This window comes from Micromonospora sp. WMMD714 (assembly GCF_029581315.1).
Classification (GTDB): Bacteria; Actinomycetota; Actinomycetes; order Mycobacteriales; family Micromonosporaceae; genus Micromonospora; species Micromonospora rifamycinica.
On the sequence record NZ_CP120744.1, the window covers coordinates 1510927 to 1537090 of the forward strand.

A 26164-nucleotide genomic window follows, 5' to 3' on the forward strand; every position below is an offset into this window, starting at 1 on the left:
CGGCGGGTCAGGCGGGTACGGCGCGCTCGGCCCGGACGCAGTCCGCGTACACCGGGAGCAGCCCCTGGCGGAGCGCCTCGGCGAGGCTGGGCGCGGCGCGGTCGCGGTCGGAGAGCAGCAGCTCCGGACCGGTGGGTACGGGCAGCGCCAGGTCCCGGTCGAACGGGTCCAGCCCGTGCTCCCGTTCCGGCACGTACCCGCCGGAGAGCAGGTACGACATGACCGTGTCGTCGTCGCGGGCGAGGAACGCGTGGCCCACCCCGATGGGGAGGTAGAGGGCGCGTGCGCAGTCCCCGGCGAGGTCGACGACCTCGTACCGGCCGAAGGTGGGCGAGCCGACCCGCAGGTCGATCACGTAGTCGCGGCACCGTCCGTGCGCGCACCACACGTACTTGGCCCGGCCCGGCGGGGCCTGGGTGTAGTGCACGCCGCGGAACACGTTGCGGCGGGACCGGCTGACACAGGCCTGGGCGACGGGGAACAGCGGCCGGCCGACCGTGGCGAGGAAGACCGTGGTGTCCAATGGCGTGGTGAACACACCGCGCTCGTCGGGGAACCCGGTCGTGCGGAACTCGAACGCCCCCGCCACGGCCAGCTCGCGGGCCTTCACCGGGGTCGCCCCGCGCAGAGGCTGTGCAGGCAGGCCACCAGGCTGCGGGCCTGCACGTTGACGTAGTGGCTGTGCCGCAGCAGGTCGGCAAGCTGGTGCAGGGTGAGCCAGCGGAAGTCCGGATGCTCGAATCCCGCGCCCGGACTCACCTCGACGATCAGGTATCTGTTCAGCGCGTGGTAGAACCGGCCCCCCTCCTCCGAGAGCAGGGTCTCGAACCGGACCTGTTCCGGCGCCGCCCCGAGCACCTCGTCGACGAAGGGGGGCCGGGCGGCCGGCGGCAGGATCGTGTAGTTGTCGGGGGTGCACTGCACCGTCGGGGCCAGCTCGACGACGTCCAGGTAGCCCGGCTCGGCACGGACGTGCACCAGCACGTGCAGCACGCCGAGGAGCCGGGTGACCAGGAAGGCGACCAGACCGGTGCCGACCGGCGCGATCATCGGCTGGGTCCAGGCGTCCACCTCGCGCCCCCCGCTGCGCACGTCGACGCCGATCACGTCGAAGAACAGGCCGCTGCGGTGGGAGATCTTCTCCGGCGAGCGGTGCCACTCCGGCAGGCCGCCGAGCGGCACCTCCCGGGTGGACACCTCCGTCCGGGTACGCACCTCGGTGATCCAGCTCAGGATGTCGGACATCGCGTGCAGGCTGCCGCTCCGCTCGTCGCAGGAGGCGGTCAACGCGGCGCGGAGGTCGTCCTCCCCGGCCGACAGGACGGCGCCCAGGTCCGGACCGGCGAACGGCAGGCAGGAGAGCACCGTGCGGAAGTCCATGTTGACGAGGTCCTCGCGCCGGAGCAGGCGGTGGATCAGCCCGAGCGTCATCCAGCGGAACCCGTCCAGCACCTCGACGTCCCCGTCGACCTCGATCACCATGTTGCGGTTGCGCTTCTGCCGGAACCACGCGCCCTGCTCGGACTGCCGTACGTCGGCGAGCACCCGGTGCCCGGTGGTGTCCCGGAAGTACTCCAGGTAGGGCACCGACGCGCCGCCGTGCACCTTGGTGTAGTTGCTGCGGGTGGCCTGCACCGTCGGGCAGAGCTGCAGGCCGCGGTGGTTGCCGGGCTCCCCCTTGACCTGCACCAGGCAGTGCAGGACGCCGCCGATCTCCGTGACCAGGAGGCCCAGGATGCCGACCTCGGGCTGGTTGATGATCGGCTGCTGCCAGGACTTCACCGGCCGGTTCGGGAAGTGCACCTCCAGCCCTTCGATGCGGAAGAACTTCCCGCTGTCGTGCCGGATGTCGCCGGTGTCGGGCACCGTGCTCCACCCGACGAGGGCGTCCAGCTCGATCCGCCGCACCGCCATCGCGAAGCGGGACCGCTGAGCGTCGAACCAGCGGTTGAACGCCGCCTCCTCGGCGTCGGTGCCGGAGACGGCGGACCGGGCGATGCGCAGCGGCGTCAGCGTGTCGTGGGTCGACGTGAGGGTGTAGGGGTTCGCCTGTAGTTTCGCCACCGTCTAGCTCCTAGGCCGTGTCGGAGTTCCCATCGCGGCCGGGCCGGGCCGGTTCCTCGGATCGGACGGTGTCAGGCCGGACTCGAAGACGGCCGGGTCGATGCGTCGAGTCCCGCTTGAGGCCGGGGCACCCCGCCGCCGTCCGCCGGGCGACCCGTTGCCGATAGATGTAACTCGATATAGTGTCCGAGGGAGGGCGCACCCTGCCCGCTTCCGGAACCGGTTCGGGGCAGCGCAGGGACCGACCCGGACAGCGCACAGGCGGCACGTGGTCGGCGGGATCCCGGACCGGCAGACGCCCCGGACGACCGACCGGCAGCCGTCGGACGGCACCGACCGGACGGGCCACCCACGGCAACGCCTCCCGCCGGAGGCCGAGGAGGAAACACCTACATGAACGACGTACCAGCACCTGCGAGACGCCGTACCCGCAGCCGTGTCCGGCTGCTCGTCGGCGGCGTCTGCGCCCTGGTGGTCACCGCGTCCTCGGTGACCATGGCCACCTTCGCCCACGCCGACCTCAGCGGCCCGCCGGGGACCACCCTGAAGGCCGCCGCCGAGCGGAGCGGCCGGTACTTCGGGGCCGCCATGGGGTCGGACCGCCTCAACGACTCCGGCTTCCTGAACATCGCCAGCCGCGAGTTCGACATGATGACGGCCGTCAACGAGATGAAGCCCGACGCGACCGAGCCCAACCCCGGGCAGTTCGACTTCAGCAGGGGTGACGCGATCTACAACTGGGCCACCCAGCGCGGCATGCGGTTCCGGGGCCACACCCTGGCCTGGCACGCCCAGCAGCCGCGGTTCTGGGGCAGCCTGAGCGGCAGCGCGCTGCGGCAGGCGATGATCAGCCACATCAACGGCGTGATGGCCCACTACAAGGGCAAGCTCTACGCCTGGGACGTGGTGAACGAGGCGTACGCCGAGAACGGCAGCCGCCGGTCGTCGAACCTCCAGTCCACCGGCAACGACTGGATCGAGGTGGCGTTCCGCACCGCGCGGGCCGCCGACCCGTCGGTGAAGCTCTGCTACAACGACTACAACATCGAGAACTGGACGTACGCCAAGACGCAGGGCGTCTACAACATGATCAAGGACTTCAAGGCGCGCGGCGTGCCGATCGACTGCGTCGGTCTGCAGACCCACTTCACCGGCGGCAGCTCGCTGCCGGGCAACTTCCAGACCACGCTGTCCAGCTTCGCCGCCCTCGGGGTGGACGTGGCGCTGACCGAGGCGGACGTCACCAACGCCTCGACCACCCAGTACGCCGGGCTGACCCAGGCCTGCATGAACGTCCCGCGCTGCGTCGGCATCACCACCTGGGGCATCCGGGACAGCGACTCCTGGCGGGGCAACGAGAACCCGCTGCTGTTCGACCGCAACAGCAACCCGAAGCCGGCGTACACCTCCGTCCTCAACGCCCTCAACGCGGCCTCCACCACGGTGCCGGGGACGACCACCCCGCCGCCCACCACGCCGCCGACCAGCGCTCCGCCGACCACCCCGCCCACCACCCCGCCGACCAGCGCCCCGCCGACCACGCCGCCACCCACCGGACAACCGGGCGGCTGCACCGCGGCGTACCGCACGGTCAGCAGTTGGAACGGCGGCTTCCAGGGTGAGGTCACGGTGACCAACACCGGCTCCACCACCACCAGCGGCTGGACCGTGCAGCTCACGATGGCCAGCGGGCAGACCATCGCCAACATCTGGAACGGCAGCGGCACCGGCACCAGCGGCACGGTCAGCATCCGCAACGCCGCCTACAACGGCGTCATCGCCCCGAACGCCTCGACCACCATCGGTTTCCTGGTCAACGGCAACAGCAGCACCCCACCCGGCAACCTCTCCTGCACCAGTTCCTGACCGGCGCGACGTCGGCGTCCCCCGCCCCGCGACCCGCCCGGGTGGCCGGCAGGGGACCGGGTCGACGGGAACAGCCACGGTGGCCCTCGCGGGCACCGTGGCTGTTCCCGTTCACCGACCGTCCACGGACCGTCGACAGCCCGTCCGTCAGGGCGTGCCGGCCGCCTCCCCGGGGCCTCCCGGACCCGGCCACGAGCCATATCGACGGGGCTCAGCACCCCACGCCACCAGGGCTCCTAGCTGCGAGTTCATTTATGATCTTCCTTGCGGGGGAACAGAAGCCTGTAGTAGCGTGGCGACGCCAGCACAGGGGGGGTGACGAGCATCGGTAGGCAGAGCCACCGCACGTGGGGCAGATCCGCGACAGCCACGTTTCCGGCCCGTCGACACCCGGGTAGGACGACAGCCCGAAGCCAGTCCGTCCTGCTGAGCCAGCTCGACGGCTGATCACGGAGCGACCGAGCCGAGGATGTTCCCAACGTCATGATTGATGCTGCTTTTCCGACGTCACCCGTCGTGTCGGCGAAGGCTCTGGCGAAACGCTTCGGGACCTTCGAGGCCGTCCGCGGGATCGATTTCGAGGTCCAGCGCGGCGAGGTGTTCGGGTTCCTCGGACCCAACGGCGCGGGCAAGTCCTCGACCATGCGGATGATCTCCTGCATCTCCCCCCGTTCCGGCGGTGAGCTGCGGATCCTCGGCATGGACCCGCAGGCCCAGGGGCCGCACATCCGGGCCCGCATCGGCGTCGTGCCCCAGCAGGACAACCTCGACAACGAACTCACCGTCCGGGAGAACCTGGTCGTCTACGGGCGCTACTTCGGCCTGTCCCGGGCGCACGTGGCGCGCAAGGCCACCGAGCTGATGGCGTTCGCCCGGCTCTCCGAACGGGCCGACGACCACGTGGAGCCGTTGTCCGGCGGCATGAAGCGTCGCCTCACGATCGCCCGCGCGCTGGTCAACGACCCCGAGCTGGTGCTGCTGGACGAGCCCACCACCGGCCTCGACCCGCAGGCCCGGCACCTGCTCTGGGAGCGGCTCTACCAGCTCAAGCAGGCCGGCGTGACCCTCATCATCACCACCCACTACATGGACGAGGCGGAGCAGCTCTGCGACCGTCTGGTCGTCATGGACGGTGGTCGCATCGTCGCGGAGGGTTCCCCCGCGGACCTCATCTCCCGGTACTCCAGCCGCGAGGTGCTCGAACTCCGCTTCCCCGCCGACCGGCCGATGGAGCGGGCGGTCCTCGAAGGGCTCGCCGACCGGGTGGAGGCGCTGCCGGACCGTTTCCTGCTGTACGCCGAGAGCGGCGAACGTCTCCTCGAACGGGTCTCCGCCGCCGGTGTCCAGCCCGTCTCCAGCCTCGTCCGCCGGGGCTCCCTGGAGGACGTCTTCCTCCGGCTCACCGGCCGGGAACTGGTGGACTGACGATGACGGACATCACGGCGGCCACCCCGAGGGCCACCGGCCGGGTGGTCGGTGTCTGGCGGGCGGCCACCCTCCGGGTCGAGGCCTGCTGGCGGTGGTACCGGCGCAGCTGGCGTACCACCCTGCAGGCCTCCGTGCTCCAGCCGTTGCTGTTCCTCGGCGCGATGGGGCTCTGCTTCGGCTCGCAGGTGCGGCCCGGCCCGGCGACCGACGGCCACCCCTACGTGCAGTACATCGCGCCGGCACTGCTGGTAAGCACGATCCTCACCACGGCCGTCGCCGAGGCCGGCAAACCGGTCCTGTCGAGTTTCCAGTGGCAACGGGACTTCATCGCGGTGACCGCCACCCCGGTCACCCCGGGCCAGCTCCTCGCCGGGCAACTGCTCTGGATCACGCTCCGGCTCCTCATCGGAGCCGTCATCTTCCTGCTGATCGGGATCCTGCTCGGCGGCTGGGCCGACGGGTGGGCCGTGCTCGCGGTGCCGGTCGCCGTCCTCACCGGGGCGGCCTGCGCCGCGCCGGTCGCGGCCTACGCGGCCACGGTACGCGGGGACGGGCACGGCCTGGTCGCCATCAACCGGTTCGTCGTGCTGCCGATGACCCTCTTCGCCGGCACGTTCTTCCCGATCTCGGCGCTGCCGCTCGCGGTGCGCCCGCTCGCCTGGATCTCCCCGCTGTGGCACGGTAACGAACTGGCCCGTGGCCTGACGCTCGGCGGGCTGACGGCACCGGCCGCCGTCGGGCACGTCACGTTCCTCGGCGCGCTGCTCACCGTCGGTGTCGTCGCGGCCCGGCGCACGTTCCACCGGCGGCTGGTCGTATGACGACCACCCAGACCCGCCGCCCGGGACTCCCGCACCAGCGGCGCGGCGCACTACGCCGGATGCTGCCCGTCGACGAGTACGCCGGCCTGGCCCGGGTCATCGTCGAGCGCTCGGCCCGGCTCTACCTGCGCGCCTGGGCGGTGCTGATCTCCGGCGTCGTCGAGCCGCTGTTCTACCTGCTCGCGGTCACCGTCGGCTTCCGCTCGCTGGTGCCGACCGTGACGCTGGCCGACGGCAGCACGGTGCCCTACGTGGATTTCGTCGCGCCCGCGCTGCTGGCCGCCTCGGCCATGAACGGGGCGATCTCCGAGACGCTGAGCATCTACTTCAAGCTGCGCTACGACAAGCTGTACGAAGCCATGCTCACCACCCCGGTCGGCCCGCTCGACATCGTCCTCGGCGAGGTGGGCTGGGCGGTCCTGCGCGGCGGCTTCTACGGCACCGTCTTCCTCGGGGTGCTGGCCGCACTCGGGCTGGTCACGACCCCCTGGGCCGTCGTGCTGGTCCCGGTGGGGCTGCTGGTCTCCTTCGCCTTCGCCGCGGTGGGGATGGCCTGGGCCACCACGTTGCGCTCCAACGCCCAGCTGGACTACGTGACCCTGGCCTCGACCGCGATGTTCCTCTTCTCGACCACCTTCTTCCCGCTGTCCAGCTACCCGGCGGCGGTGCAGTGGCTGGTGCAGCTGTCGCCGCTGTACCACGGGGTCGAACTGGCCCGGATGTTCTTCCTCGGCACGCCCGCTCCGGCCGCGTTGCTGCACACCGCGTACCTCGTCGTGCTGGCCCTGGGCGGGCTGACCCTGGCCCGCGTCCGTCTCCGGAGCATGTTCCTGGGCTGACGGAACGGCACCGGATCGGCGGACTCCCCGTCTCGACCTTCCAGCGAAGGGACAACCGATGAAGTTGCACGTCCAGCGCCTCCAGGACGCTTTCCGTCGGATGGTCGTCGACGCCGGCGAATGCTGGGCGCCCGGGCTGCCCGGCGACCACCTGGCCGCCCAGGTGCGGGCGGTCGCCGACGCACCGGACGCGGCGGCCCGCCGGGATCCGCTCACCGAGATCGTCGTGGTCGCCCTGTGCCTGGCCAACCAGTACGGCTGTGTGCTCCAGCACCCGCTCACCAGTACGTCGGGCAGCGCCGACCTGGCGGACCTGATCGCCCGGGCGAGCACCGCCGACCCGCCCGCCGACCCGCCCGACCGGATCCGGCAACCGGCGCAGACGGTCGTGCAGACGCTGGCGTACTACCGCTCCGACGTCCCGCCCGGCACCCGGCCGGACGTCGTCGGGCTGCACGCGGTGCTGCCGGAGCTGATCCGCCTGGCCTGTGCCGGCTTCGACTCCGCGGACGACCTGGCCGACCGGCTCACCACGCGGCTACGGGCGGCACGGCGGCCGAGCGGGGACGTCACGGTGGAGTTCGATCCGTCCTGTGCCGAGTCGGTGCGGCTCATCCGCCCCGTCCAGGACCAGACGTACTGCCCGTTCGCCCAGAAGTCGTTCCTGTGGGGTCCGCCGCCGTACGACCGGACGCTGTCGTTCGCGGAGAACATGACCGCCGCCCTGCCCTGGGTGCACCGCTTCGTCCGGGTGCTCGACGGCGACGTCCTCGACGGGTTCGTCTTCGCCTTCCCGACCGACGTCTTCGGCGAGTCCATCGACGACCTCGGCCGGCTGTTCCGCGCGTTCGTCGACCACCTCGTCCGCACGATGACCAGCGCGGCACCGGGCGGCCTGGAGGTGGCCGACGTGACGGATCCGCAGTGGTACCTGGTGCTGGCGGGTGAGGAGTGCTTCGTCAGCGTCTTCGCGCCCTGCTACCCGCACGACCACTCCCGCTACCTGCACGGCGTGCAAGGATGGATGTTGTTCATGTTGCAGCCGGAGAAGGCCATCCTGAGACAGCTCACCGTCGCCGACTACGGCTCACGCTCCGCCGCGATCCGTGAGCGCTTCCGGGACGGGTTCCAGCCGTACGCGCTGGCCGACCGGGAGGCCGACCGCTTCCTCCTCCCGCTGCGCGCCGGGGATCCGCCGGTGCGGTGGTACGAGACACCCACTGACATCCCATGAGCGGGTACTGAGCGCTCGGTACGAATCGGGGGGGGAGAACCATGAGCGGTGCCAGGAACCAGACGTCCACCGCTGGCGGCGACACCGGGGCGGGCCGGATCCTCAGCGGACCGGCGGTGTCCCGTGCCGGGGAGACCGTGCACGGGATGTTCGCCGAGGTCGCCGGGCGGTACCCGCAGGACGTCGCGGTCGTCGACGCCACCGGTGAGACCAGCTACGCGGAACTCCGTCGACTCGCCGCCGCCAGCACCGACCGGCTGCGCCGGCTCGGTGTCGGCCCCGGCGACGTGGTCGCCGTCCGGATGCCCCGCGGGGCCGCGCTCTTCGCCACCGAGCTGGGCATCATGGCCACCGGGGCCGGCTACCTGCCGCTCGACCCGGCCGACCCGGCCGAACGCCATCGCCACCTGCTCACCGACGCCGACCCGGCGGTGCTGCTCGTCCCGGACGACGACCCCGGGCCGGGCCACGACAGCCTGGCGTCGGCCCTGGGCGAGGGCCGGGTGCACCGCCTCGACGCCGCCTGGTGGACGTCGGCCGACACCGGGCGCGCACCCGACCACGACGACCCCGACGCGGTCGCCTACCTGCTCTACACCTCGGGGTCGACGGGACGCCCCAAGGGCGTGGCGATGCCCCACCGCGCCCTGGTCAACCTGCTCCGCTGGCACGAGGGCGCCCGCCCCGGTGCCCACCGGTCCCGGACCCTGCAGGCCTGCGCGGTCAGCTTCGACTTCTCCTTCCACGAGATCTACTCCGCGCTGTGCCTCGGCGGCACCCTGGTCGTCGCCGGCGACGACCTGCGACGCGACCCGTACGCGCTGGCCGCCTTCACCGTGGCGCAGCGGGTGGAGCGGGTCTTCCTTCCCGTCCCGGCGCTGACCCAGTTCGCCGAGGCCACCACCCAGCTGCCCGAGCCGCCGACGCTGCGGCACATCGTCACCACCGGCGAACAGTTGCGGCTCACCGAACCGCTGCGGGTCCTCGCCGCCCGCACCGGCGTCCGGGTGCACAACCACTACGGCGCGACCGAGTTCCAGGACGCGACGGTGGCGACGCTGCCCGACGACGTGACCCGGTGGCCGCTGATCGCCCCGATCGGCTGGCCCATCGACAACGTCGAGGTCGCCCTCCTCGACGGGCAGCACCGGCCGGTCCCCGCCGGAGAGCCGGGTGAGCTGTACGTCGGCGGGGCCGGCGTCGCCGCCGGGTACCGCAACCAGCCGGCACTCACCGCCGAACGGTTCACCACTCCCCCGGGGCTCTCCGGCCGGTGGTACCGCACCGGTGACCTGGCCCGACTCACCGAGGCGGGGCTGGAACACCAGGGCCGGGTGGACGCCCAGCTCAAGGTCAACGGGGTCCGGATCGAGCCGGCCGAGGTGGAGGCCGCCGCCTGCGCCCACCCCGGCGTCCGGCAGGCCGCCGCGGCGCTGCACGAGATCGACGGCCGGCCCCGGCTCGTCGTCCACCTGGTGCTCCGTGACGACGTGGACGAGGCCGACGTGCTGCGCGAGGTGCCCGGCCACGTCGCGGGACGGCTGCCCGCCGCCGTGCACCCGTACGGCTACGCGGTGGTCGCCGAGCTGCCGCTCACCGCGAGCGGCAAGACGGCCCGGAACCGGCTGCGACCGCCGCACCGGCTGGTCCGCGCGGCCCCGACCACCACCGACCTGCCCCGCGGCGAGCTGGAACGCCGGATCGCCGACGTCTGGCGGGAGGTGCTGGGGCTCGACCACGTCGGGGTCCGGGACAACTTCTTCGACCTCGGCGGGGTCTCCGCGCAGCTGCTCACCGTGCGGCAGCGGCTCACCACCGAACTGGGGCTGCGGGTCGGCGCGACCGACCTGGTCGAGTACCCGACCGTCCGGGCGCTGGCCCGACACCTCGGTGGGGACGACCCCGCCGTCGCCGGGGCCGCGCCGGTCACCGTGCGGCCCACCGGCGGCACCGACGACGACCGGGTGGCCATCGTCGGCATGGCCGGCCGGTTCCCGGCCGCCCCCGACCTGGCGACCTTCTGGCGCAACCTGTGCGACGGCGTGGACGCGATCGTGGAGTGCGCCGACGAGGACGTCCGCTCCCAGGATCCGGCGCTGCTGGCCGACCCGGACTTCGTCCGGATGGCGGGTCCACTCGCCGACCCCGAGTACTTCGACGCGGCGTACTTCGGGATCAACGCCAGGGAAGCCGCGCTGATGGACCCGCAGCACCGGATCTTCCTGGAGTGCGCGGTCGACGCGTTCGAGGACGCCGGTGAGGTGCCGGCCGGCACGCGCACCGGGGTGTACGCCTCCAGCAGCATCAGCACCTACCTGGTGAACAACCTGGTGCCGCACTTCGGCTACACCGGGGACCGACCGCTCACCGAGGCGGACACCCAGCAGTTCATGGTGAAGCTGGGCAACGACCGCAACTACCTGCCGACCCGGGTCTCCTACCGGCTCGACCTCGGCGGGCCGAGCATCAGCGTGCAGTCGGCCTGCTCCAGCTCGCTGGTCGCCGTGCACCTGGCCCGCCGTGCCCTGCTGGCCGGCGAGTGCGACCTCGCCCTCGCCGGGGGCGTCTCGGTGGTGGTGCCGCAGTCCGCCGGCTACCTGTACGAGGACGGCCTGATCCGCTCGCGGGACGGCCGGAGCCGGGTCTTCGACGCCGAGGCGTCCGGCACCATCTTCAGCAACGGGTGCGGCGTGGTGCTGCTCAAACGGCTCTCGGCGGCGCTCGCCGACGGCAACCGCATCTACGCGGTGGTGGCCGGTTCCGCCGTCAACAACGACGGCGTCGACAAGCTCGGGTTCACCGCGCCGAGCGCCGCCCGGCAGGCCGAGGTGGTGGCCGCCGCCCTGACCGACGCCGGGATCCGCGCGTCCGAACTCGGTTACCTGGAGGCGCACGGCACCGGCACGCCGCTCGGCGACCCGATCGAGGTGGCCGGGCTCGACCAGGCCCTCCGGGCGGTCGGCGGCGCACCGCAGGGCAGTGTCGCGGTCGGCTCGGTCAAGAGCAACATCGGCCACCTCGACGAGGCCGCCGGCATCGCCGGACTGATCAAGGCGGCGCTCGCCGTCCACCACGGGGTGATCCCGGCGAGTCTGCACTTCCGCACCCCGAACCCGGAGATCGACTTCGGGTCGAGTGCGCTGCGGGTGCCGACCCGTACCGAGAGCTGGCCGGCGGGGCGGCGTCGGGTGGCGGCCGTCAGCTCGCACGGCATGGGCGGCACCAACAGCCACCTCGTCCTCACCCAGGCCCCCGAGCGCCCGGCGGAACCCGCACTGGCCAGCGCGGCCGAGCCGACCCCGGCCGGTGCGACCGAGCCGACCCCGGCCGGTGCGGCCGAGCCGACCCCGGCTGGTGCGGCGGACGGGCCGGTGCTGCTGCCGATCAGCGCCCGCGCCCCGGTGGCGGCCCGCACGTTGGCCGGCCGCTACCAGGCCCTGCTCAGCGAGGACGGGGCCGACCTCGCCGGCGTGGCCCGGGCGGCGGCGCTCGGGCGCACCCACCACCCGTACCGGATCGCGGTGCTCGCCACCGACGCCCGGGAGGCGGCCGAGCAGCTCGGGCGGGCCACCGTGCACGAGCCGCGACCCGAGGGGGCGGTCGCCTTCGTCTTCGCCGGCCAGGGCGCCCAGTGGGTCGGGATGGGTGCGGACCTGTACGCCGGCTACCCGGTGTTCCGGTCGGCGCTCGACGAGTGCGCCGCGGAGGTCCGCCGGGCCACCGGCACCGACCTGCGTGAACTCGTCTTCGACGGGGTCGGCGGCGAGCTGGACCGGACGGCCTGGGCGCAGCCCGCCCTGTTCGCGGTGCAGTACGCGCTCGCCCGACTCTGGCAGTCCTGGGGCGTGCAGCCGGACGTGCTGACCGGCCACAGTGTGGGCGAGTTCGTGGCGGCCTGCCTCGCCGACGTGCTGTCCCTCCCCGACGCGCTGCGCCTCGTGCTGGCCCGGGGTCGCCTGATGGACGCGCTGCCCGACGGCGGGGCGATGGTGTCGCTGCTCGCCCCGCCCGACGCCGTCACCGACCTGCTCGACGCGATGGGCGTCGAGGTGAGCGTGGCGGCGGTCAACGACCACGACTCGGTGGTGCTCTCCGGTGCCGCCGCGCTGGTCGACCGGGTCGTCGTCGAGGCGGACCGGCGCGGCTGGCGGTCGCACCGGCTGCGCGTCTCGCACGCCTTCCACTCGGCGCTGATGGACCCGGTGCTCGACGAGTTCCGCGCGGTGGCCGAGCGGGTCGAGCACCGGCCGCCCCGTATCCCGGTGCTCGCCAACCGCACCGGCCGGGCCGTGTCCGCCTTCGACGCCGAGCACTGGGTGCGGCACGCCCGGGACACCGTCCAGTTCGCCCGCTGCGTGGACAGCGCGGTCGCCGAGCACGGGGTCACCACGATCGTCGAGGTGTCGCCGAAGCCGACCCTGGTCCGGTTCGCCGCCCGCGAGGGTGTGCTGGTGGTGCCCTCCCTGCGCGAGGGTGCCGGCCACGCCCAGCTGGTGGACTCGCTGCGCCGGCTCTACCTGGACGGCCGGCAGGTGACCTGGTCCGGGGTGTACCGGCGGCGTGGCGGGCCGGTCGCGCTGCCCGCCTACCCGTGGCAGCGCACCCGGCACTGGATCGAGCCCACCGGGCGGCCGACCCGGGCCGGAGCGGGCCGGTCCACCGGCGTCTTCCTCGGTGGACGGGTGGACCAGCCGGGCAGCAGTGAGATCCGGTTCGTCTCCCGGGTCGACCCGGACCACCCCCGGTGGCTGACACAGCACCGCATCTTCCGGCGGGTGGTGATGCCCGGGGTCGCGTACCAGGATCTCGCCTTCGCCGCCGCCGGGGAACTCGGCCTGCTCCGGCCCGCCCTCGACGACTTTCTCATCCACCAGGCGATGCGGTTCGCCGACGACACCGAGACCCGGGACCTGCACGTGGTGCTGAAGCCCGTGCCGGACGGCCACGCGGTGGAGATCCACTCCCGGTCCGAGGCCGAGTCGGGGCCGTGGATCCTGCACGCCACCGGCACCCTGACGGCCGGTACCGCGTCGCCGGTCGCCGAGCTGGCGTCGCTGCGCCGCCGGTTCGGCACGCCCGTGCCGCCCGAGGAGATCTACCGGGGCGAACGCGGTCGGCTCATCGACCTCGGCGAGTGGTTCCAGGTCACCCGGGAGCTGTGGCGCGACGGTACGGGCTGCCTGTCCCGCATCGAGCTGCCTCCCCGGGTGACCTCGGCGGCCCACCTGCACGCGGTGCACCCCATCCTGCTGGAGGCGTGCCTGCTCGCCCTCACGGTGACCTACCCTCGGCCGTTCGCCGACCGGACGTACCTCCCGGTCGGCGCCCAGCGGGTCACCCTGCACCGGGCCGGGACGACGGACAGCGCCTGGTGTCACGCCGAGCTGCGGCCGACCGACGACCCGGATCCCCGTTCGCTGGTCGGCGACATCACCCTCTACGACGACGGCGGGCGGGTCCTGGTCGTCATGGCGGGCGTGCTGCTGCGGCAGGCGACCGCCGGGGCGATGGCCGGGGACGCCGACGCCGCCCGCTGGCGACGCCGGCTGTACCGGCCGGAGTGGGTGGAGCAGGCCCTGCCGCCGGGCACCCCGGCCGGCTCGTGGCTCGTCGTCGGCGCCGACCTGGCCCGCTCGATCGCGGAGGCGGCCGAACGGCAGGGGATCCGCTGCCGGGTCGTCACCGACCCCGCCGACCTGGCCGGGGCCGTGGCCCGGGAGCAGCCGGACGCCGTGCTGCTCGCCTGGCCCGCCGAACGTGCCGACCCGGGGGCCGACGCCGGTGCGGCCCGGGACCTGACGCTGACGCTGCTGGACTCCTTCCGGAGCCTGCTGGACCTGCCGTCCACCCCGTCGGTCACGGTGCTCACCCGGCAGGCCTGGGGCGGATCACCGCAGCCGGCGCAGGCCGCGCTCTGGGGTCTCACCCGGGTCCTCGGTCAGGAACGGCCCGACAGTCTGCCGGCCCTGATCGACCTGCCCGCGCAGGGCGGCGACCCGGACGCGATCGTCGCGGAGACGGCGGCCCGGACCGCCGACGAGGTGACGCTGCACGACGGGCGACGCCGGGTGCTGCGGCTGCGACCGGACACCGACCGGCCGGACGACCTGACGATCGGCCCGGACGGCACCCACCTCGTCACCGGTGGCCTGGGCGGGCTGGGCCTGGAGGTGGCCGCGACGCTGGTCGCCGCCGGTGCCCGCCACCTCGCCCTGGTCGGCCGGCACGAACCCGGCGGACCCGCGCGGGAGCGGATCGCCGCCCTCGCCGCCATGGGAGCCGAGGTGCGGACGTACACCGCCGACGTCGGCGACGGCGAGCAGGTCGCCGCGCTCGTGGCCACGCTCGGCCGGGAGCTGCCCCCGCTGGCCGGGGTGCACCACCTCGCCGGCGCACTCGCCGACGGCCTGCTGGAGTCGCAGACCCCCGGGCGTTTCGACGAGGCGTGGGCCGCCAAGGCGGGCGGTGCGTTCGCCCTGCACCGGGCCACCGCCCACCTCCCGCTGACACACTTCGTGCTGTTCTCGTCGTCGTCCGGGCTGCTCGGCACCGCCGGGCAGGGCAACTACGCGGCGGCCAACAGCTACCTCGACGGCCTCGCCGCGGCCCGCCGGGCCGCCGGCCTGCCCGCGGTGTCCATCCAGTGGGGATCGTGGGCGGAGACGGGCATGACGGCCCGGGCCGGCATCGCCGAACGGCTCGACCGGCTCGGTGAGGGTGTGCTGCCGCTGGACGACGCCACCGGGGCGCTCCGGGCCATCCTGGCCACCCCGCCGGACGACGGGGTGGTGGCCGTCCTGGCGCACACCTGGCCGCGGTACGCCGCGCACCACAACACCCCACCGGCTCCGGTGCGCGACCTGCTGCCCGCCGCACCGGCGGGACGCCCGGACACCGCCGGGCCGGCCGACCGGCTCCGCGAGGCGACACCCGACCAGCGACGCAAGCTCGCCGACGGGTACGTCCACGACATCACCGCGGACGTGCTCGGCGTAGCCCACCTGGAGACCGACACCGGGCTCTTCTCCCTCGGCCTGGACTCGCTGGCCTCGCTGGAGCTGCGGAACCGGTTGCAGAGCGCGTTCGCCGTCCGGCTCGGCCAGACGGTGGTCTTCGACCACCCGACGGTGGCGGGGCTGGCCGGGCACCTGCTCGCCGTCCTCGACCTGCCGACCGCCGGGCCGACCGACGGGCACAGCGGCGGGTCGGCCGAGGGGCACGGCGGCGGGCCGACCGACGGGCCGCCGCCGGAGGAACAGTCGATCGACGAGGTGGCCGCGTTGCTGGCGGAGAGGCTCGGGAACCGATGAGCACCGACTACGGCCCGCTGCTGCGCCGGGCGCTGGCCCGCATCGACGAGTTGGAGGCCGCCGCGGCCCGCCGGCACGAGCCGATCGCCGTGGTGGGCATGGCCTGCCGGCTGCCCGGCGCACCGGATCCGGCGGCGTACTGGGACCTGCTGTCCGAGGGGAGGTGTGCGCTGGGTCCGGTGCCGGACGCCCGCTGGCCGGTGGACGGGAGTTTCGTCGACGCGGGCGGCTTCGTCGGCGACCTGCGGGACTTCGACGCCCGGTTCTTCGGGATCTCCGGACGGGAGGCGGCAACCCTCGACCCGCAGCAACGGCTGCTGCTGGAGCTGGCCTGGGAAGCGTTCGAGGACGCCGGTGTCCCGGGCCGGTCGGTGCCCGAGTCGACCGGCGTGTTCGTCGGCATCAGCAACATCGACTACCGCGAGGGGATGACCCACGAGGACGACATCGACGGGTACTTCTCCTCCGGCGCCACCCCCAGCACGGCCAGCGGACGGCTCGCGTACGTCTTCGGCACCCGGGGACCGGCCCTGTCGGTGGACACCGCATGTTCGTCCTCGCTGGTCTCGGTCGACCTCGCGGTCCGGCACCTCCGGGACGGCAGCTGCGACCTGGCGCTGGCCGGTGGGGTCAACCGGATGGTCACGCCGCACGAGAGCCGCAGCCTGACCCGGGCCGGCATGCTCTCGCCCACCGGGCGCTGCCTGCCGTTCGACGCCGCCGCCGACGGCTACGTCCGCGCCGAGGGCGGCGGCCTGGTGGTGCTCAAGCGGGCGTCGGACGTCGGCCCGCACGACCGGGTCCTCGGCCTGGTCCTCGGCAGCGCCGTCAACCAGGACGGCCGGAGCAGCGGCCTCACCGTGCCGCACGGCCCCTCCCAGCAGGAGGTGATCCGCGCGGCGCTGCGCGACGCCGGGGTGGAGCCGGCCGCCGTGGGATACCTGGAGGCGCACGGCACCGGCACCGCCCTCGGTGACCCGATCGAGGTCAACGCGCTCGGCGCCGTCTTCGCCGGTCGCCGGGAGCCGCTGCCGATCGGCTCGGTCAAGGCCGCCATCGGGCACACCGAGTCCGCCGCCGGCATCGCCGGCCTGCTCAAGGTGCTGCTCATGCTGCGGCACGGGGTGCTGCCCCCGACCCCCCTGGTGACCGGGCACAATCCCCGCATCGACTGGGACGACATCCCGGTCCGGGTGCCGTCCACCCGCGAACCGTGGCCGGACGACTCCCGCCGGATCGCCGGGGTCAGCTCCTTCGGCTTCAGCGGCACCAACGCCCACCTGGTCGTCGCCGCCCCACCGCCCGCCGATCCGACGCCCGCCGCACCGGTCCCCGCCGCCGACGGGCCGCTGCTGCTGCCGCTGTCGGCGCGGCACCCGCAGGCCCTCGCCGACCTGGCCGACGCCTACGCCCGGCAGCTCCGCACGGCGGCCGACCCGGCGGCGCTCGCCCTGGTCGCCGCCGTCGGCCGCAGCCACCTGCCCTGGCGTCGGTGCGCCGTCGGGGCGACCGTCGACGACCTCGACGCCGAGCTGCGGCGGCCCGGCCCCGCCGGCCCCGCCGGGCAGCGGCCCAGGGTGGCGTTCCTGTTCACCGGTCAGGGCGCGCAACGGCCGGGGATGACCGCCGAGCTGTTCCGGGCCGAACCGGTGTTCCGCGCCGCCATCGAGGAGTGCGCCGGAATCCTCGACCCGGTGCTCCCGGTGCCCCTGACCACGCTGCTGTTCGACGCCGGTGAACGCCTCGACGAGACCCGCTTCACCCAGCCCGCGCTGGTCGCCGTCGGTTACGCGCTGTCCCGGCTGTGGCGGGACTGGGGCGTGCACCCCGAGTACGTCCTGGGGCACAGCGTCGGGGAGTACACCGCGGCCTGCGTGGCCGGCGTCCTGACGCTGCCCGACGCCCTGCGCCTGGTCGCCGAGCGGGCCCGCCTCATGCAGCAGTGCCCACCCGGGGCGATGGTCGCCGTCCGGTGCGGCGTCGCCCAGGTCGAACCGCTGCTGGCCGGGGCGTCCCGGTCGGCCGTCGCCGCGGTCAACGGGGCGGAGAGCACCGTGCTGGCCGGGCCGGAGGAGGAGCTACGGCCGGTCCTCGACGCGCTGGCCGATCGGGGGGTGACGCACCGACGGCTCACCGTGTCGCACGCGTTCCACTCGCCGCTGCTCGCCGACTTCGCCGAGCCGTTCACCGCGTTCGCCCGGGGTGTCACCCACCGCCCGGCCCGGATCCCCCTGGTGTCGAACCTCACCGGCACGGTCGGCACACCGATCGACGCCGACTACTGGCGGGAGCACGCCCTGCGGCCCGTGCAGTTCCAGCGCGGGGTGCGGACGCTGCGCGAGGCGGGGGTGGACACCCTGGTCGAGCTGGGTCCGGAGCCGGTGCTGCTGGGCATCGCCGGTCAGGACTGGCCGGAGGCGCGGCGGCTGCCCAGCCTGCGCGCCGGACGGGAACACCTGACCCTGCTGGACAGCCTGGCCCGGCTCTACGACAGCGGCGCCGACATCGACTGGGCCGCGGTCACCCGGCAGCGCGCCGCCGGCCGGCGGTTCGTCACCGCACCGACGTACCCGTTCCAGCGGGAACGCCACTGGGCGTTGACCGGCGGCACCGCCCCGGAGCGGCCGACCGGCCCGCTCGACGTGGTGCACGTCGGCTGGGACTCCCCGCCGCTGCCGGCCGGACCACCGCGCCGGTTCGACGCCCTGGTCGTCGGCCCGGACGCCGAACGGCTGGCCGGGGCGGTGACCCTGCCGTGGCGTACCGGTCGGCTGACGCCGGACACCCGGGTCAGCGACGTCGTCTACGCCGCCCCGGCCACCGACGGGGATCCGGAGCGGACGGCCGCCGCCTGCACCGAACTCCTGTCGATCGCCCGGGACCTCGCCGCGCGACCCACCCCGCCCCGGCTGGTCGTGGTGACCCACGCCGCCGCCGCCGCCGACGCACCCGACCCCGGGCAGAGCGCCCTCTGGGGCCTGGTCCGCACCGTGCAGGCCGAACACCCGGCTCTCGACTGCCTCGTCGTCGACCTCACGTCGGCCGGAGACGGCGCACCGTCCGACCTGCTCGCGGCCGAACTCACCGCCCCGGCGGGGCACCGGTTCGTCCGGCTGGCCGACGGGCGACGGCTGACGCCCACCCTGGTGCCGCTGCCGGTCCCCGCCGGTCCGTCCTGGCAGCCGCCGCCCGGGGCCGTGCTCGTCACCGGCGGCCTGGGCGCGCTCGGCCTGCGGCTCGCACAGGACCTGGCCACGGCCGGCGTACGACAGCTGGTGCTGTTCGGCCGCAGCGCGCCGTCGGAGGCCGCCCGGGTGGTCGTGGACCGGCTCCGGGACGCCGGGGTGGACGTCCGGCTCGTCCGTGGTGACGTCACGGTGGAGCAGGACGTCCAGCGGGCACTCGACGAGGCCACCCCGCTCGCCGGGGTCGTCCACGCCGCCGGGGTGCTGGACGACGGACCGCTGGCGGAACAGAGCCCGCAGCGGCTCGCCGCGGTGCTGCGGGTCAAGGTGCACGGTGGGCACCTGCTGGACCGGTTGAGCCGCCCGTTGGAGCCCCGGTTCTTCGTCGCCTACTCGTCGCTCGCCGCGGTGCTGCCGACCCGGGGGTCCGGCGGGTACGGGGCGGCGAACGCATACCTCGACGGCCTGCTGGCCGCCCGGCGCGCGGCGGGCCTGCCCGCGCTCTCGGTGGCCTGGGGGCCGTGGGCCGGGCCGGGGATGGCGGCCGGCGAGGCCGCCCTGCACGAGGCGACCGGCCTGCGGATGATCGACCCGGCGGCCGGCACCGCCACGCTGGTCGCCCTGCTGGCCGCCCGCGACGTGCCGGCCCGGGTGGTGGTCGCGCCGGCCGACTGGGCGCGGGTGCGCGAGGTGCTCGCCGAGGCCGCCCCGCCCGGGACGTTCGACGCGCTGGCCGCTCCGGCGGACGCCGCCGGGTCGCCGGCCGCGCCGCCGGTACGGATCGGGGACGTCGCGGCGCTGCGCGAACACGTGGTGGAGGTGGTACGCGACGTCCTGCGCATCGGCGGGCCGGTCGACGACCACGAGGGCTTCTTCGACATGGGCTTCGACTCGCTCACCGTCCTGGAGCTGCGCACCCGGTTGCAGGCGGAGCTGGGTGTCCGGCTGCCCTCCACGGTGGCCTTCACCTTCCCGACGGTGGACCGGCTCGTCGAACGCCTACGCGCCGACCTGGGCCTGCCCGATGCGGCACCGCCCCGGTCCGCCGCGCCGCCCCCGCCCGCCACGCCGGTGCCGGCCGACCCGCCGACCGACCCGCCGGCGGTCACCGCCCCGGACGCGGACGACGAGCTGGCCGCGCTGCTCGCCCGCGTCGACCGCGGCTACCGAGAGATCCAGGGCATGTGATGACCCGGTTCCGGGCACAGCAGCAGGCGCCGCGGACCGACGCCGGAGGGGGAGCACGTGAACGAGGCTGAGCTGCGTGAGGCGTTACGGCGGTCGGTCGCGGTCATCGACTCGCTCGAACGCCGCCTGGAGCGGGCGGAGCAGCCGGTCGCCGTGGTGGGGATGGCGTGCCGCTTCCCGGGAGCACCGGACCTCGACGCGTACTGGCGGCTGCTCGTCGACGGGGTGGACGCCATCGGCGACATCCCCGCCGACCGGTGGGACGTCGACCGCTACTACGACCCGGACCGGGCCGCGCCGGGCAAGATGTACAGCCGGCGGGGCGGCTTCGTGGCCGACGTCGACACCTTCGACGCCGCCTTCTTCGGCATGTCACCCCGGGAGGCCACCCGCACGGATCCGCAGGCCAGAATGCTGCTCGAAGTCAGCTGGGAGGCGTTGGAGCACGCCGGGCAGTCACCGCAGCTGCTGCGCGGCTCCCGCACGGGGGTCTACGTCGGGTACGCCGAGAACGACTACGCGAAGCTGGTCGACCGGCTCACCGGGCGCAGCGGCGTGGTCGACCCGTACGACGCCACCGGCACGGGCGCCTGCTTCGCCTCCGGCCGGATCTCGCACGTGCTCGGTCTGCACGGCCCCAACCTGGCGGTCGACACCGGGTGCTCCAGCGCGCTGGTCGCCATGCACCAGGCGATCGGGGCGCTGCGGGCCGGCGAGTGCGACGTGGCGCTCGCCGGCGGGGTGCACCTGCGGCTCGCGCCGGAGACCACGCTGGCCCTCGCCCGGACGGGCGCGCTGTCGCCCGACGGACGGTGCAAGACCTTCTCCGCCGCGGCCGACGGGTTCGGGCGCAGCGAGGGCTGCGGGATGGTCGTGCTCAAGCGGCTGGCCGACGCCCTGGCCGACCGGGATCCGGTGCTCGCCGTCGTCCGGGGCAGCGCGGTCAACCACGACGGTCCCGCCAGCGGCCTGACCGCGCCGAACGGGGCCGCCCAGGCGGCGCTGATCGACACGGCGCTGCGCCGGGCGGGCATCGGCCCGCACGAGATCGGCTACGTGGAGGCCCACGGCACCGGCACCCTGCTCGGCGACCCCATCGAGGTCGACGCGCTCGCCTCGGTCTTCGGCGCGGTCGAGGGGCCGGTCTGGCTCGGCTCGGTGAAGTCGAACATCGGGCACACCGAGGGCGCGGCCGGCGCGGCGTCGGTGATCAAGACGGTGCTGGCCATCGCGCACGGGCTCGTCCCGCGCAGCCTGCACGCCGAACCGCCGAACCCGCACGTCGACTGGGCGGCGTCGCCGTTCTCGGTGCCGTCGGACAACCAGCCCTGGCCGGCGGACCGCCGCTGCGCGGGGGTCAGCTCGTTCGGGATGAGCGGCACCAACGCGCACCTGGTGCTCGGTCCGCCCCCGCCCCGGGAGGCCACCGCCGAGCCCCGGCGTCCAGTCCGGGTGCTGCCCGTGTCGGCGCGTACCCCGGCCGCCCTTGGTGTCCTGCTCGACCGGTACGCCGACGCCCTGCGCGACGGCGCCGACGCCACCGCGCTGTGCCTCACCGCCGCCACCGGACGGGCGCACCTGCCCGTCCGGGCGGCGGTCACCGGCGCGACGGCGGCCGAACTCGTCGAGCGGTTGGCGGAGCGCCGGGCCACCGGGCCGGCCGCCCCGGCCCGGAAACCGACCGTCGCCTTCCTGTTCACCGGCCAGGGGGCGCAGTGGGTGGGCATGGGCGCGCAGTTGTACGACACCGCGCCGGTGTTCCGGGCGGCGGTGGACGAGTGCGTGCCGGTGATCCGGGAGCTGACCGGCGTCGACATCCGTACCGTGATGTTCGACGGCGCGGACGCGGACCTGTCGGACACCACCTGGACCCAGCCCGCCCTCTTCGTGCTCGGCCTCGGCCTGGCCCGCCTGTGGCAGTCGTGGGGGGTCACCCCGGCGATCCTCGTCGGGCACAGCGTCGGCGAGCTGACCGCCGCCTGCGTGGCCGGCACGGTCGCGGTGCCCGACGCGTTGCGCCTGGTCGTCACCCGGGGCCGGCTCATGGCGGGCGGGCCGGGGGCCGGGGTGATGACGGCCGTCGCCGCCGACGAGAAGACCGCCGCCGCCGCCGTCGGCGACCTCGACCGGACGGCCGTCGCCGCGGTGAACAGTCCCCACGAGACGGTGCTCTCCGGGCCGGCGGACCAGATCGGGCAGGCGGAGGAGCGACTGCGGGCCGACGGGGTGCGGGTGCGTCGGCTGGCGGTGTCGAACGCCTTCCACTCGCCGCTGATGGCACCGGCCGCCGCCGCGTTCGCCGAGGTCGTCGCGCAGGTGCCGCTGCACCGGCCGAGGCTGCCGATCGTCGCCAACGTGCCCGGTGTCGCCGACGGGGAGTTGCTGACCCGCCCCGGGTACTGGGCCGACCACCTGGTGAGCCCGGTGCGGTTCGCCGACGGCATCCGGCACGCCGCCGACACGGGGGCCGACCTCCTGGTCGAGATCGGCCCGAAGCCGGTGCTGCTGGGGTTCGCCCGGGACTGCCTGGCCGACCGGGAGGGCGTGGGTTTCGTGCCGAGTATCCGGCCCGGGCAGGAGTGGTCCACCCTGGCCGCCGGCCTGGCGGAGTGCTACGAGCACGGGGTCGACGTCGACTGGCGGGCGTTCGAGGCCGACCACGACACGGCACGCGTCGCCGCGCCCACCTACCCGTTCGAGCGGGAACGGTACTGGCTGCCCGAGCCGCCGCCGGCCACCGACGCCCGGCACGGGGTGTTCACCGATCTCGTCGAGGACACCGGGGACGGCTCGCTGGTGGCCCAGACCCGGCTCACCCCGGCGACCGCGGCCCTGGCGGAGCACCGGATCCACGGCGACGTGGTGGCACCCGCCGCGTTCCACCTGGCGGTCGTCCTGGACGCGGCCCGCGCCGGGGCCGGGGGTCGGCACGTCGACCTGGTCGACCTGGTCTTCCCCGCCCCGCTCGCGGTGCCGGCCGAGGGCTCGGCGCGGATCCGGGTGCGGCTGCACGGCCCGGCGGACCAGCGGGAGTGCACCCTGGAGACGGTCACCGACGACGGCACGGTCGCCCACGCCGTCGGGCAGGTACGGGTAGCCGACGCGCCCGCCCTGGGGGAACGGCACGATCCGGCCGCGATCCGGTCCCGGCTCGACCGGGACGTCGACCCGGCCGCCCTGTACCGGCGGCTCGCCTCGGGCGGTGTCGACCTCGGGCCGGCGTTCCGCTGGCTCACGGCGGTACGGGTCGGCACCGACGAGGCGTTCGCCGAGCTGACGCCGCAGCCGCACCCGCCGGGAGCACACCCGGAGAGCGTGCATCCGGGGCTGCTCGACGCCTGTTTCCAGCTCACCGAGGCGGTCCGGTCCGCGACGGACACGGTGGCCCGGCTGCCGTTCGCGCTGGGCCGGCTCACCCTCGACGGGCCGGCCCTGCACCGGGCCCGGTACGTGCACGCCCGACGGGCCGGCGACGGCGGCTGGCACCTGACGGTCCTCGACCCGGACGGCGAGCCGGTCGGTGTCCTCGACGCCTTCCGGGACCGGGCCGTCGACCGGGACACCCCGGACCGTGGGTGGTTCGCCCGGCAGGAGTGGCAGCCGGTCGGGGCGGCCACCCCCGCCCGGCCGGAGCGTCCGCTGCTGCTCGCCGACGACACCGCGTGGGGGGCGGCGGTGGCCGGTGCGCTCGACTGCCCCCGGCGTGACCTCGACGCCGACCTCGACGAGGGGGCGGTCGACGGGGTCACCGACGTCGTGGTCGCGTCCGCGCCGACAGGCGACGACGCCGACGCGACCGGCCGCTTCCTCGACATCCTGCTCCGGCTGGTGCACCGGCTGGGCGAGCGCGGCCGGCCGCCCCGGTTGACGCTGCTGACCCGGGGCGGGCAGCCCGTCGACGCCACCGTGGTGGCACCGTCGCAGACCGCGGTCTGGGCCTTCGCGCGCACCGTCGCCGCCGAGTACCCGGACCTGGGCTGCCGGGCGATCGACGTGGCGGACGAGGCGGACCTGGCCGAGGCGGCGGCCCGGATCGCCGACCCGGGCTCCGGTGACCGGCTGGTGGTCCGCGCCGGCCAGGCCTACCGGGAGGCGTTCACCGGGGCGGACCCGCCCGGCCCGACCGGGCCGACGCGGCTCGTCCTGGGCGCGTACGGCAGCCCGGACGCCCTGACGACGGTCCCGCTGGAGCGCCGGCCGCCCGGACCCGGCGAGGTGGAGATCGGGGTCCGCGCGGCCGGGCTGAACTTCCGCGACGTGCTCGTCTCCCTCGGCATGCTCGCCGGGCACTACGCCGAGGACCGGGGCATCACCCGGGCCGACCAGGTCCCGCTCGGCTTCGAGTGCGCGGGGGTGGTGCTGGCGGTGGGGCCCGGGGTCGCCGACCGGGCCGTCGGCGACGACGTGATCGCGTACACCGAGCACGCCTTCGGCACGCACGTCACCGTCCGGGTGGAGCACACCGCGCCGCTGCCCGCCGGGATGGGTCACGCCGAGGGCGCGACCCTGCCGCTGGCGTTCCTCACCGCGGAGTACGCCCTGCACGAGCTGGCCGGGCTGCGCGCCGGGGAGCGGGTGCTGATCCACGCGGCGGCCGGCGGGGTCGGGCAGGCCGCCGTGGCGCTGGCCAGGGCCCGGGGCGCGGAGGTGTTCGGTACGGCGAGCGCGCCGAAGCACGACGTCCTGCGACGGATCGGTGTCGACCACGTGCTGGACTCCCGGAGCACCGGGTTCGCCGACCGCGTCCGGGAACTCACCGGCGGGCGGGGCGTGGACGTGGTGCTCAACAGCCTCAACGGGGACAGCATCGCCGCCGGCATGCGGTCCCTGGCCGACGGCGGCCGGTTCGTCGAACTCGGCCGGGTGGGGGTCTGGACCACCGACCAGGCCCGCCGGGTCCGCCCCGACGTGCGGTACCACCGGTTCGACTTCGGTGACGTCGCGGAGCGGGATCCGGGCCTGGTCGCCCGGTTGTTCGCCGCGTTGCTGCCCCGGTTCGCCACCGGCGAGCTGTCCCCGCTGCCGCTGCGCGCCTTCCCGATGACCGGGGCCGCCGAGGCGTACCGGTACATGCAGCGGGCCCGGCACACCGGCAAGCTGGTGCTGGTGCCGCCGACGCCGGTGGACGTCGCGGCGGCGGGGGTGCTGGTGACCGGCGGCACCGGCGCGCTGGGCCGGCGGGCGGCCGGGATGCTGGCCGACGCGGGGGCGCGACGGATCGTCCTGATGGGCCGGGGCACCCCGTCCGACCAGGTGCTCGACGAGCTGCGTGGGCGGGGCGTCGAGGTGGAGTTCGTCCGGGGCGACGTCGCCGTGGAGGCGGACGTACGGCGGGCCGTCGCGCGTACCGGCACGCTGGGCGGGATCGTGCACGCTGCCGGTGCCCTCGACGACGGTGTCCTGCGCGGCCAGACCACCGGGCGGTTCGCCACCGTCCTGCGGCCCAAGGTGTACGGCGGGGCCGTGCTGGACCGGGTCGCCCGGGAACACCGACCGGCGTTCTTCGTGGTCTTCTCGTCGGTCACCGCCGTCGAGGAGCGCGGCGGGCAGGGGGCGTACGGCGCGGCGAACGCGTACCTCGACGGGCTGGTCGCCCGCCGCCGGGCGGAGGGCCTGCCGGGGCTCTCGGTCGTCTGGGGTCCGTGGGCCGGCGAGGGCATGGCCGCGGACCTGGCCGGAGTCCGCAAGATCGACCCGGACGTCGGGGCCGCCGTGCTGCACCGGCTGCTCACCGCCGGCACCGCGGCACCCGCCACCATCGTGGTCGATCCGAACCGGGACGCGACCCCGGCCGCCGGGCGGACCGCCGCGACCCCGCCGGCCGCCGACGCCCCACCCGCGCCGGTGGACCGGCCGCGCACCCCGGCGGCGATGACGGACTACCTGGCGGGTGTGGTCCGCCGGCTCACCGGGCTGCCGGCCCGGGTCGCGCTGGACGACCGGACGCTCTTCGCCGACGTCGGGGTGGACTCGCTGGTCCTCATCGAGTTCCGCCAGCGGATCCAGCGGGACCTTTCGGTGTCGGTGCCCGCGTCGACGGTCTTCGACCACCCGTCACTGGGGGAGATGGCCGGTCACCTGCTGGCCCTGCTGGCACCCCCGCCGCCCGCGCCCACGGCACCGGAAGCCCACCGGCCGCCCCGCCGGGACCTCGACGAGGCGGACGCGGACGACCTGCGCCGCATCCTCGACGAGGAGCTCGGGGAACTCGACGAAGGGATGGAGTGAG

The 26164-nt window shown here is 74.7% G+C and carries 10 protein-coding genes; 8 read left to right on the top strand and 2 right to left on the bottom strand.

Translation table 11 applies throughout. From position 1 onward, the window contains the following. Positions 1 to 7: 7 nt before the first annotated feature. Positions 8 to 610: a dTDP-4-dehydrorhamnose 3,5-epimerase family protein gene (locus O7625_RS06790; protein ID WP_282345098.1), complete on the bottom strand. Its 603-nt coding sequence runs from the start codon at positions 608 to 610 to the stop codon at positions 8 to 10. Further along, a complete protein-coding gene (locus tag O7625_RS06795; RefSeq protein ID WP_282345099.1) occupies positions 607 to 2064 on the bottom strand; it encodes an NDP-hexose 2,3-dehydratase family protein in 1458 nt (485 codons plus the stop codon). The genes O7625_RS06790 and O7625_RS06795 overlap by 4 nt, the downstream gene beginning before the upstream one ends. A 393-nt stretch (positions 2065 to 2457) precedes the next feature. Between O7625_RS06795 and O7625_RS06800 the strand changes: the two genes are divergently transcribed. The 8 genes from O7625_RS06800 to O7625_RS06835 all read left to right on the top strand — a co-directional run bounded on the left by O7625_RS06800 (position 2458) and on the right by O7625_RS06835 (position 26163). Further along, entirely contained in the window at positions 2458 to 3930 is a 1473-nt protein-coding gene (locus O7625_RS06800; protein ID WP_282345100.1) for an endo-1,4-beta-xylanase, read from the top strand. A gap of 483 nt (positions 3931 to 4413) precedes the next feature. Continuing rightward, positions 4414 to 5355 carry an ABC transporter ATP-binding protein gene (locus O7625_RS06805; protein WP_067301024.1) on the top strand — a complete coding sequence of 314 codons (942 nt, stop codon included), beginning with the start codon at positions 4414 to 4416 and terminating at the stop codon, positions 5353 to 5355. Between the two features lie 2 nt (positions 5356 to 5357). Further along, the gene (locus O7625_RS06810; RefSeq protein WP_282345101.1) at positions 5358 to 6179 is read left to right on the top strand and encodes an ABC transporter permease; all 822 of its coding nucleotides are present in this window, start codon (positions 5358 to 5360) and stop codon (positions 6177 to 6179) included. After that, the gene (locus O7625_RS06815) at positions 6176 to 7018 is read left to right on the top strand and encodes an ABC transporter permease (RefSeq protein WP_067301031.1); all 843 of its coding nucleotides are present in this window, start codon (positions 6176 to 6178) and stop codon (positions 7016 to 7018) included. The genes O7625_RS06810 and O7625_RS06815 overlap by 4 nt, the downstream gene beginning before the upstream one ends. A 58-nt stretch (positions 7019 to 7076) precedes the next feature. Next, on the top strand, positions 7077 to 8252 hold the full coding sequence (locus O7625_RS06820; RefSeq protein ID WP_282345102.1) for a YqcI/YcgG family protein: 1176 nt from the start codon (positions 7077 to 7079) through the stop codon (positions 8250 to 8252). A 41-nt stretch (positions 8253 to 8293) separates the two neighbouring features. Continuing rightward, positions 8294 to 15562, top strand: coding sequence for a type I polyketide synthase (locus O7625_RS06825; protein ID WP_282345103.1), 7269 nt, complete (start codon positions 8294 to 8296; stop codon positions 15560 to 15562). Next, positions 15559 to 19935: an SDR family NAD(P)-dependent oxidoreductase gene (locus O7625_RS06830; protein WP_282345104.1), complete on the top strand. Its 4377-nt coding sequence runs from the start codon at positions 15559 to 15561 to the stop codon at positions 19933 to 19935. Before O7625_RS06825 ends, O7625_RS06830 begins: the two co-directional genes overlap by 4 nt. Before the next feature lie 57 nt (positions 19936 to 19992). Next, entirely contained in the window at positions 19993 to 26163 is a 6171-nt protein-coding gene (locus tag O7625_RS06835; protein ID WP_282345105.1) for a type I polyketide synthase, read from the top strand. Position 26164: the final 1 nt, after the last annotated feature.